This is a genomic window from Thermococcus sp. (genome assembly GCF_027052235.1).
Lineage (GTDB): Archaea > Methanobacteriota_B > Thermococci > Thermococcales > Thermococcaceae > Thermococcus.
The window spans coordinates 1-8029 of record NZ_JALUFF010000069.1; the positions used below are offsets into that span (position 1 = coordinate 1).

Consider the following 8029-nt stretch of genomic DNA (forward strand, 5'->3'; position numbering starts at 1 on the left):
ATGCTCTCCGCAGGAATAAGCTCAAGCGAGAAGCTCCTTGAGAGGTACAGGCCTTTGATAGCCCTCCTAAGGCCCTCAAGGCTTCAGCTCTACCTTCACTTCATAGTTCCCGGAACGCTCCCCGAGATGGTTTCCGCGAGCAGGGTGGCCCTCGGCATTGCTTTGAGGATAAGCGTCGTTGCTGAGGCCTTCGGTTCGGCAGGTGGAATAGGCTACCAGCTTGTTTACTCCTACGACCTCGGGATTAAGGCCGGTGTCTTCGCGTGGGCACTCCTTCTCATCGTTCTCATGATAACCCTCGATCAGCTCGTACTCGGGAGGCTTGAGGAATGGGTGAGGCGCTGGTACTGGTGAGAGGGCTTGAGAAGTCCTTCAACGGCGAGAAAATCCTGGAGGGAATAGGCCTCGAAGTTAAGCGCGGTGAGGTAGTCGGCCTCGTCGGGCCGAACGGGACCGGAAAGAGCACCCTCGTGAAGATTCTAGCGGGAGTTGAAAGGCCCGACTCCGGAGAAGTCTTGGTGAGGGGACACCTCTCGGTCGTTTATCAGGAAGACTATCTCCTCCCCTGGAAGAGGCTCCGCGACAACATCTGCCTCGGCTTAAAGTTCAGGGGAAAAGGATGCGACCCGCTCGAAGTTTCCAGAAGGCTTGGAATAGAGGAGTTCCTTGAGAAATACCCGAAGGAGGTCAGCGGTGGAACGAGGAGAAAAGCGTCGATAGCGAGGGCCCTACTCCTCGACTTCGACGTTTTGATCCTCGATGAGCCCTTTACTGGCCTTGACCAAGCTTCCAAGGAATCACTTCTTTCCATAATTACAGAATTAGCTAATTCTGGAAAAGCTGTCTTAGTGGTCTCGCACCAGCTTGAGGAGCTCTTCCGTGTTGCGGACAGGGTTTACGTCCTCGGAGGAAGGCCCGCGAAAATTAGGAAGGTTCTCCGGGGGGAGGAGCTTGGTAAGGGAGCTGTTTAACGGCATAGCCGGGCGCTACGACCTCGTGAACAGGCTGACAACGCTCGGTCTTGATAAAAGGTGGCGGAGAAAAGCCTGCGAGATGGCCTTGGGGTATCTGGATGCAGAAAGGCCAAAGATACTGGATGTTGCCTGCGGAACCGGGGACATGATAAGGTGTATGAAAAAGAGGCTTGAGAAAAGGAACATCACGGCGGAGTTCTACGGTCTGGACTGCAGTGAGCGAATGCTCGAAATAGCGAAGAAAAAAGTTCCCTTTGCCCAGCTTAAGGTGGGAAACGCTGAGGAGATTCCGTTTCCAAGTGAAAGCTTTGACTTAGTGAGCATCGCCTTTGGGTTAAGGAACTTCTCCGACAGGGAGAAAGCTATAGAGGAAATTCACCGCGTTCTGAAGGAGAACGGCCTTTTACTGATTTTGGAGTTTTCACGGAACAATGACTTTCTGGGAAAGCTCGCTTGGCTTTACACCAAGACGGTTGTCCCTTTCATTGGAGGACTTCTTACGGGTAACAGGGAAGCTTATAACCACCTCTGGCGCTCAATCAGGGTGTTTCCTTCTCCAGAAGAGCTTTCCCATGAGCTCCGTAAGTTCGGCTTTGAGAGGCTCCTCCTTAGATGGTGCTTCCCGAGGATAGCCTTCGTTATGGTTCTGCAGAAGGTTTAGCTACCAAAAGCCTAACGGAGCCATTGACAAGGGCTTTCTCCTCGATGATTTCGAAGCCGTTCTTCCTCAGGAGGTTTCCAACGTCCACCCTGAAGTCCGTTCCGGTTATTCTACTCGTCAGCACGCTCAATCCACTTAAAAAGGCTCTGAAAACGGGATTTTTTGGTAGAGAGCACTCCATCGCTAGGAGACGGCCATCCGGTCTTAAAACGCGCCTTATCTCGCTCAAAACCCTCTCCTTTTCCGGCACAACGCAGAGGAAGAAGGTTGAGACGGCCGTGTCGAAGCTTTTATCTGGAAACGGGATGGAGCGGGCGTCGGCTATGATAAGCTCGACCTTGGCTCTGCTCTTTTTCCTCCGGGCTTTCTCAAGCATCTTCTCGCTGATGTCAACGCCGATGACCTCCGTGTCCTCAGGGTAAAGGGGAAGGTTCAGCCCGGTTCCAACGCCCAGCTCAATAACCCTCCCCCTGGCTTTTCCAATCAGTTCTTTTCTGGCCCTCCTTATGCCCGTGGGCACCTCAAGGAGCGTGTTCACGGGCTCGTAGACGTGGCTCGCCAGCTCGTAGCTCACCGGAGACCCTCCGCGGTGAAGGTTATGGACTCCTCAAACGGTCTGTCAAAGATAACGCTTCCCTTTTCCGGGCAGACGTTGGGAGTTAAGGCCATTAGAAGGGAGTTATTCAGTTTCCCAGCCATCTTTAAGATGAACTCCGGAAAGGGGAGCAGGTAAACCCTCTTTCCAGCCCTCCTCGCGACCTCCCGGACGAGCCAGCCGAGGGGAACCACCCCCGCTCCGCAGACGTTGACCTCGTGCTTTCCGCTCTCCTCAAGCATATCCGCGAGGAGTTTCGCCAAATCCCTCACATCAACGGGCTGAACGCGGGTCTTCAGGTCTGGAAAAACCCTCCAGCGGAGAACCTCTTTGAAAAGCCTCTGTCCCGGCCCGAGAACGAGGGAGGGTCTTACAATTGCGTATTTCTCAAGCCTTCGAACTTCCCGCTCGCCGAGGGCCTTGCTCCTGAAGTATTCCACGGGTGAGCTTTCATCGGCTCCGAGGGCGCTCACGTGGACGAGCCCCACTCCAGTTCCTTCGATAACTTTAGAGAGAGCCCCGGGGATTTTGTAGTGGAGGGAGTAGTCCCCCCTCAGGACGCCGATGAGGTTGACGACGGCATCCGGGCCCAGCTTTTCCACAAGCCGGGCATACTCCTCCGGCCTTCCCGAGACCTTTATCGTCTCAGCTCTACCGAGTTTTAAATCCCTCCTCGTCGGGACAAAGACCTCGTGCCCCCTCTTAAGAAGCTCCCTGAGAACATAACCACCTATGAAGCCGGTCCCTCCGAGGAGGAGAACCCTCATGGGGGAACCTCCAAAAATAAAGAAATCAGGCCTTCTGGGTCAGAATGTTTCTGAGCTGTGCACTCCTCGCTCCAAGCTCCCTGTCGAGCATGAATAGACCCTGCGGGCTGTCGCCGATTATCTTGAGCTTGTCAACGATTGCCTTCGTGCTCGCCTCTTCCTCAACCTGCTCTTCCACGAACCACTGGAGGAAGTTGTAGGTCGCGTGGTCGTTCTCCTCCTTGGCAAGCTCAACCAGCTTGAAGATCGACTGGGTAACTCCAACCTCGTGGAGGTAGACGGCCTCAAAGGCCTTGAGCGGGCTCTCAAACTCCTGCTTCGGCTTCTCTATCCTCTCGAGCTCGACCTTTCCACCCCTGTCAAAGATGTAGTCGTATATCCTGAGGGCGTGCCCGAGTTCCTCCTCCGCCTGAGCCTCCATCCAGCTCGCGAAGCCGTCGAGGCTTCTCTCTCTAAAGTAGGCCGCTATCCCGAAGTAGAAGTAGGCCGAGAAGAGCTCCTTGTTGAGCTGTTCGTTCAGGGCCTTCAGCATTTTTTCACTCAGCATTAACACCACCTCACTGGCTTTTTGTTTTCGAACCTTATAAGTTTATCTATCGAACTCAAAAGTTCCCCTGTCATTTTGGGTGTATCACCGACGGTGATTGACATTATGCCAATTGCCCAGATTTGAGGTGTCAAATAGTCAAGAAAAAGACCCCGAATCCCTACAAAATTTTGTCACGGTGGCAGCAAGGGCTTTTATTCGGCTGACAAAAGTTCATTAGGGCAACCGAAAAAGTTATATCTCCCAACATCACTGGTCATAATCGAGAACAAACCCACAAAAGTGGGTAAGGAGGTGATGTGAAATGGCGAAGACAACCTTCGAGGAGGAGATTTACCTTAGAGCCTTGACCGGAAGGCTAGTCGGAAAGGCTTTGGCAGACCTCGGACTCAACAAGGTCGCGGTTGTGGCCAGTAAGAACATAATCTGCTCCAGCATAGCCACCGCCACCGAGGCGACCTTCATAACCCTCAGCGGAGGTGTTACCTACCACTTCCTGGCAGAGAAGGGCAAGGAGGCAGAGATAGCGGAGCGCGTTAAGGCCTTCGCTCCACAGGTCACCGTCCTCCAGTTCGGCGGTGAGACGCCGATAGAAGAGACTAAGGAGATATTCGTCGAGACCCTTAAGCAGTTCGCCGAGAAGGACGTTCCGGGAGCGTTCGTAGTTCACGTCAGGATATTCGCCGCTGGCGGCCTCGCCAAGGCTCTGGAGGACGAAAAGGTAAGGGAGTACCTGAGCAAGAAGGACCTCTTCGTCTACACAGTCGGCTTCGACGAGGGAAAGGTCTACGTCAACAAGATACTCCTCGATGGCAGTGATATCAAGCTTGAGAAGCTCGCGGAGTACCAGGTCACTCTGGAGCACGCCGACCTGCTCAACCGCTCCCTCAAGGACAGGAGCGTTACCTTCGCATGATTTCCCTTATTTTCCATATTATCAGGCCTAACAGCACTGTTCCAAGCACAAATTCGTAGGCTACAACGTTTCCCTTCTTTCTGGGAAGAGTTTCGCAGAGGGGGAGCCTGTTTTTAAAGGCCTCGGTGAAGTTAAGAACTTCCAGGGTTCTTCCATCGTAGTAGAGAACCCTGACCCCGTTCCAGTTCAGGGGAGTATCGAATCTCGTCGGGTGGGTGTAGATTAGAAAGCCTCCACCGAGAGGGACCGCCCTCAAGGTGACGTTTGGGGGAAGATTAATAGACAGGTTCTCAGGTAGCTCTATCGTGTAAGTCGGATTCTTTAGAGGGGGCAGTTCAATTGAACTTGCTGAAATTATCCCGACGATTTGAAGCGTGGAGCCGTTCAGAATCACGGGATAGGATTTCGATTTGATTGAGACGTTGGAGCAGGGGCACAGCTCCCCTCTGATGTCCTTGGGAATCGTGACGTTTTCCACAATGCAGGGCTTTTCGGGATAAATCACCCTCCCATCGCTCAGGTACCAGAGACCGTCGTGGAAGACGTAGAGCAGGTCATACGCTCCGGTTGAGTTCCCGAGATAGTAGAGCCTCCCGTCCTTGAAGTAAAAGTAGTAGTCACCGACCATACTTGGAGTCGGCAGGCCGGACATCCCCGGGCCAAGGGCGTCCCAGGAGAGGTCTATAATCGCGTCGTCTTCGCCAGTTTTGACAAGGGGATAAAACGTGCAGTACTCGTCCGGCGCGAGGACTGAGTGGGGACCGCAGAGGGAACCGATGGCGTAAGCCAGTGGAGTGGCAACAAAGAGCATAACCCATAGGATGGAGAGAGCTACCTTCCACTTCATGACGTTGGATTGTTCGAAGAAATTAAAAGCCTATTCCCTTCCCATCTCTGTCCAATAAGGCTTTAAAACGTCCGGACTTATTCTTCTCGGTGTCTCTATGAAGGTTAAGATAATCCTTGGAACGGGAAGAGAAGGAAGGGAAAGCGAGAAAGTTGCAAGGTACCTCACGAGGAAGGCAGGGAAACTGGGCTTTGAGAGTGAAATGATAGACGTTAGAGATTACCCGCTCTGCCACACCCACCGATGGAAGGTCCCGCCAGAGGTGGAAAGGTATCGAAAAAAGATTCTCGAGGCTGATTCTCTTGTCATCGTTGCCCCCGAGTACAACGGAGGGTTTCCGGGCGAGCTTAAACTTCTCTTGGATACACTCTTTGAGGAGTACGAGGCACTTCCCGTTGGCATTGCCACGGTGTCGAGCGTCACCGGGGGAGCGAGACTCCTCCAGGAGCTCAAACTCCTCGCAACGAACTACAGAATGTTGCCCATTTCATGGGTGCTCTTTTACAACGTCGGCGAGCTCTTTGAGGGAGACGAGCTGAGGGACGAGAAATACCGTGAGAGGGTTGAGAGGTTCTTTGAGAGACTTAAAAAATACACCCTTGCTCTAAAACCGATAAGAAATGAAGTCAGGAGGGAGCTCGGATGAGGGTTTTTAAAGTCCCAAGGGAGCCCGGAGCGGGTGGAACGATAATCCTCTCGATGATAGGCGGTCTAATCCTTGCCCACGCCGACTGGAGGGGCTGGGTAGTTGGCATTACCGTCGCGCTGGTTACGTTCTTCACCTTCGATTACGCCTTTGACTCCTACAGGGCGTGGAGACTTGGGGGCATGGCCTTCACTCTGGGCCTCAACGGTTTGGCATACATCCTCCCTGCTATCTACTGGTTCGGGGGGGAAGCGCTCAAGCCATCCCCTAAGAACCCCCTACTGGTTCCGCTCACAATTGTGGCAGTCCTGTTCGCGCTCCACTTCGCCTTCTCAAGGATTAAGGGCTGGAAGAACCCGTTAACCTATGCCCTCGGCAACTTTCTCCCGGCGGTACCAGCTTTGTTCGCCCCGGCCGTTGCTGGAAAACCCTTCAGCTACGATGTCCTCGTCTTCTGGTTCCTCTTAGCTTATTACGAGGCGATTGGAGCTGCCTATGTTGAGACCAAGCTGGCATTCAGGAAGTTCCCGAAGAAGTACCCACTTATAGCGTGGCTTCCGGCCTTTCTCGTGGTTCTCTACAACTCCTACCTTATCTTAGCGCTGATAGAACCAACCGCCAGGCTAATCCTGAACCTCAGGGACACCACTTACGTGGCAAAAATAGATGACATAAAGAGGCTCGGCTGGAGCGTCTTCAGGAGCGTGATGTTGCTCTACGTGATAACCTTGGCGGTTCTTTACCTTAGCTAACAGCATCTTTGTTTTCATTTCTAAGTAACCAGCGAGAGGCCGTAGATGAGCTCGACCACGAGGAGGGCTATGGCCAGACCCGTAGTGAACCTGTGGTGTTTTCTCTTCAGCCTTCTCCCCCTGAAGAGAAAGCCCGTCGCGAGGGCCGTCAGGACGACGAAGTAAGTGAACAGCCCGAACCTTCCGTGGCTTGACGGAACACCACCGACGGTGTAGAGCATGTAGGCAACCCCTAAGGTTAAGAGGCCTGCTCCCGTGTAGACCGCCGCGTGGTGGAGTTTAAGCCTGTGCTTCCTCGCGTAATAAATCCCAACAAGGAAAGAGAGCAAGGCGAGGGAGTTAACCGTCGCGTGAATCTGGTATGGGAGCATTCTATCACCCGTCGAGCTTTAGCTTACCTGAACCTTTTGCAACGTTGTGCTTCGCCGTGAAGTCATCGGCATCTGCCATCGCGAAGATGAACTTAATCTCCTGCCCCGGCTTGAAGGCCTTGTCGTACTTGTCGCCCGTGTTTAGCTTCCGCTTGAACTCTATCACTGTGTAGCCGTTCTCCTCCTTTCCGGAGTACTCAAGGATGTCGTTGCTCCCGCCGAGCTTCTCATCCGGTGGATGTGGCCCGTAGAGGCCGGTCGAGTAGGCATCGACAACCGTTGCCTTTCCGTCCTTGACCCAGCCTATTATCATGTCGGCGTCCTTCATCGCCGTGCTCGGCTCGAAGCCGATTGCCACCCATCCGGTTGTCTTCCCCTTGAGGGCCATGTAGAGGTATTCGTCATCGTTCCTCCAGTAGACCGTGAACTTACCGCCGGCAAGGGAGAGCTCATGCGGGTATTCGTTCTTCTCTATTACCCCATCGGCCTTCCACGGGCTCAGGACCGGGGAAGAGCTCGTTGCGACGGAAGAACTAGTTGATGTGCTCGTTGATGTGACTGCGGAGGTGGACGACGATGCAGTAGTCCCGTATTTCCCCGTTGATGAACCTATGCATCCTCCGAGAAAAACCACCACCAAGAGGATGGCAACGATGCCAAGCTTTTTCGACGTCACTGAGGATCACCGCTAACCTTTCGCTTCCATCTTATTTAAGGGTTTCCATTTATGTAACATTTATACCCAATTTACACCCAATTTTTGTGTCAATCATAAAGAATGCTTTTATATACTGAGGACATAATGTTACATAACGAAGGAGATGTTAAAGATGGATGGGAAAGTTTGGGGATTCCTTCTGGTGGGGCTTCTCGTTGGGGGCCTCATCGGCTACGGCCTCGCTCCCAAGGGAGTGAGCCAGGAGAAGTACAACGGACTGGAGAACCAGCTTAAG

11 protein-coding genes and 1 pseudogene are annotated in these 8029 nt (G+C 53.2%); 6 read left to right on the plus strand and 6 right to left on the minus strand.

All coding sequences use genetic code 11. From position 1 onward, the window contains the following. The 3 genes and pseudogenes from MVC73_RS09480 to MVC73_RS09490 form a co-directional block, all read left to right on the plus strand. A pseudogene (locus tag MVC73_RS09480) lies at window positions 1–354 on the plus strand (ABC transporter permease); the annotation flags it as partial. After that, window positions 330–971, plus strand: coding sequence for an ATP-binding cassette domain-containing protein (locus tag MVC73_RS09485; protein WP_297510265.1), 642 nt, complete (start codon window positions 330–332; stop codon window positions 969–971). The pseudogene MVC73_RS09480 and the gene MVC73_RS09485, both read left to right, overlap by 25 nt. Further along, entirely contained in the window at window positions 952–1635 is a 684-nt protein-coding gene (locus MVC73_RS09490) for a ubiquinone/menaquinone biosynthesis methyltransferase (protein ID WP_297510268.1), read from the plus strand. Before MVC73_RS09485 ends, MVC73_RS09490 begins: the two co-directional genes overlap by 20 nt. Here the strand turns inward: MVC73_RS09490 and MVC73_RS09495 are convergent. The 3 genes from MVC73_RS09495 to MVC73_RS09505 are packed head-to-tail and all read right to left on the minus strand — an operon-like array spanning window position 1613 to window position 3544. Then, complete coding sequence (locus tag MVC73_RS09495; protein WP_297510270.1) at window positions 1613–2209, minus strand: methyltransferase domain-containing protein; 597 nt, start codon at window positions 2207–2209, stop codon at window positions 1613–1615. The two genes, MVC73_RS09490 and MVC73_RS09495, sit on opposite strands and share 23 nt — an antisense overlap. Next, complete coding sequence (locus MVC73_RS09500) at window positions 2206–2997, minus strand: NAD-dependent epimerase/dehydratase family protein (protein ID WP_297510306.1); 792 nt, start codon at window positions 2995–2997, stop codon at window positions 2206–2208. Before MVC73_RS09500 ends, MVC73_RS09495 begins: the two co-directional genes overlap by 4 nt. Window positions 2998–3022: 25 nt before the next feature. After that, a complete protein-coding gene (locus MVC73_RS09505) occupies window positions 3023–3544 on the minus strand; it encodes a ferritin (protein ID WP_297510309.1) in 522 nt (173 codons plus the stop codon). 304 nt (window positions 3545–3848) lie between these two features. On the opposite strand from MVC73_RS09505, the gene MVC73_RS09510 reads away from it, so the two are divergent. Next, entirely contained in the window at window positions 3849–4460 is a 612-nt protein-coding gene (locus tag MVC73_RS09510) for a hypothetical protein (protein WP_297510311.1), read from the plus strand. Here the strand turns inward: MVC73_RS09510 and MVC73_RS09515 are convergent. Further along, entirely contained in the window at window positions 4447–5307 is an 861-nt protein-coding gene (locus MVC73_RS09515; protein WP_297510314.1) for a hypothetical protein, read from the minus strand. The genes MVC73_RS09510 and MVC73_RS09515 overlap by 14 nt on opposite strands. Window positions 5308–5404: 97 nt before the next feature. Between MVC73_RS09515 and MVC73_RS09520 the strand changes: the two genes are divergently transcribed. After that, on the plus strand, window positions 5405–5953 hold the full coding sequence (locus MVC73_RS09520) for an NAD(P)H-dependent oxidoreductase (RefSeq protein WP_297510317.1): 549 nt from the start codon (window positions 5405–5407) through the stop codon (window positions 5951–5953). Next, the gene (locus MVC73_RS09525; protein WP_297510319.1) at window positions 5950–6705 is read left to right on the plus strand and encodes a hypothetical protein; all 756 of its coding nucleotides are present in this window, start codon (window positions 5950–5952) and stop codon (window positions 6703–6705) included. The genes MVC73_RS09520 and MVC73_RS09525 overlap by 4 nt, the downstream gene beginning before the upstream one ends. Before the next feature lie 20 nt (window positions 6706–6725). On the opposite strand, the gene MVC73_RS09530 is transcribed toward MVC73_RS09525, so the two are convergent. Together MVC73_RS09530 and MVC73_RS09535 are read right to left on the minus strand one after the other, a co-directional pair. After that, entirely contained in the window at window positions 6726–7076 is a 351-nt protein-coding gene (locus MVC73_RS09530; protein ID WP_297510322.1) for a hypothetical protein, read from the minus strand. Window positions 7077–7080: 4 nt separating this feature from the next. Further along, window positions 7081–7752 (minus strand): DOMON domain-containing protein, encoded by a 672-nt coding sequence (locus tag MVC73_RS09535; protein ID WP_297510324.1) that lies wholly within the window; start codon window positions 7750–7752, stop codon window positions 7081–7083. Window positions 7753–8029: the final 277 nt, after the last annotated feature.

Bases quoted from the DNA above. Each gene is read 5' to 3' on its own strand.
- MVC73_RS09505 (WP_297510309.1), bottom strand. From the start codon at position 3,544: ATGCTGAGTGAAAAAATGCTGAAGGCCCTGAACGAACAGCTCAACAAG.
- MVC73_RS09485 (WP_297510265.1), top strand. From the start codon at position 330: ATGGGTGAGGCGCTGGTACTGGTGAGAGGGCTTGAGAAGTCCTTCAAC.
- MVC73_RS09530 (WP_297510322.1), bottom strand. From the start codon at position 7,076: ATGCTCCCATACCAGATTCACGCGACGGTTAACTCCCTCGCCTTGCTC.
- MVC73_RS09500 (WP_297510306.1), bottom strand. From the start codon at position 2,997: ATGAGGGTTCTCCTCCTCGGAGGGACCGGCTTCATAGGTGGTTATGTT.
- MVC73_RS09510 (WP_297510311.1), top strand. From the start codon at position 3,849: ATGGCGAAGACAACCTTCGAGGAGGAGATTTACCTTAGAGCCTTGACC.
- MVC73_RS09515 (WP_297510314.1), bottom strand. From the start codon at position 5,307: ATGAAGTGGAAGGTAGCTCTCTCCATCCTATGGGTTATGCTCTTTGTT.
- MVC73_RS09520 (WP_297510317.1), top strand. From the start codon at position 5,405: ATGAAGGTTAAGATAATCCTTGGAACGGGAAGAGAAGGAAGGGAAAGC.
- MVC73_RS09525 (WP_297510319.1), top strand. From the start codon at position 5,950: ATGAGGGTTTTTAAAGTCCCAAGGGAGCCCGGAGCGGGTGGAACGATA.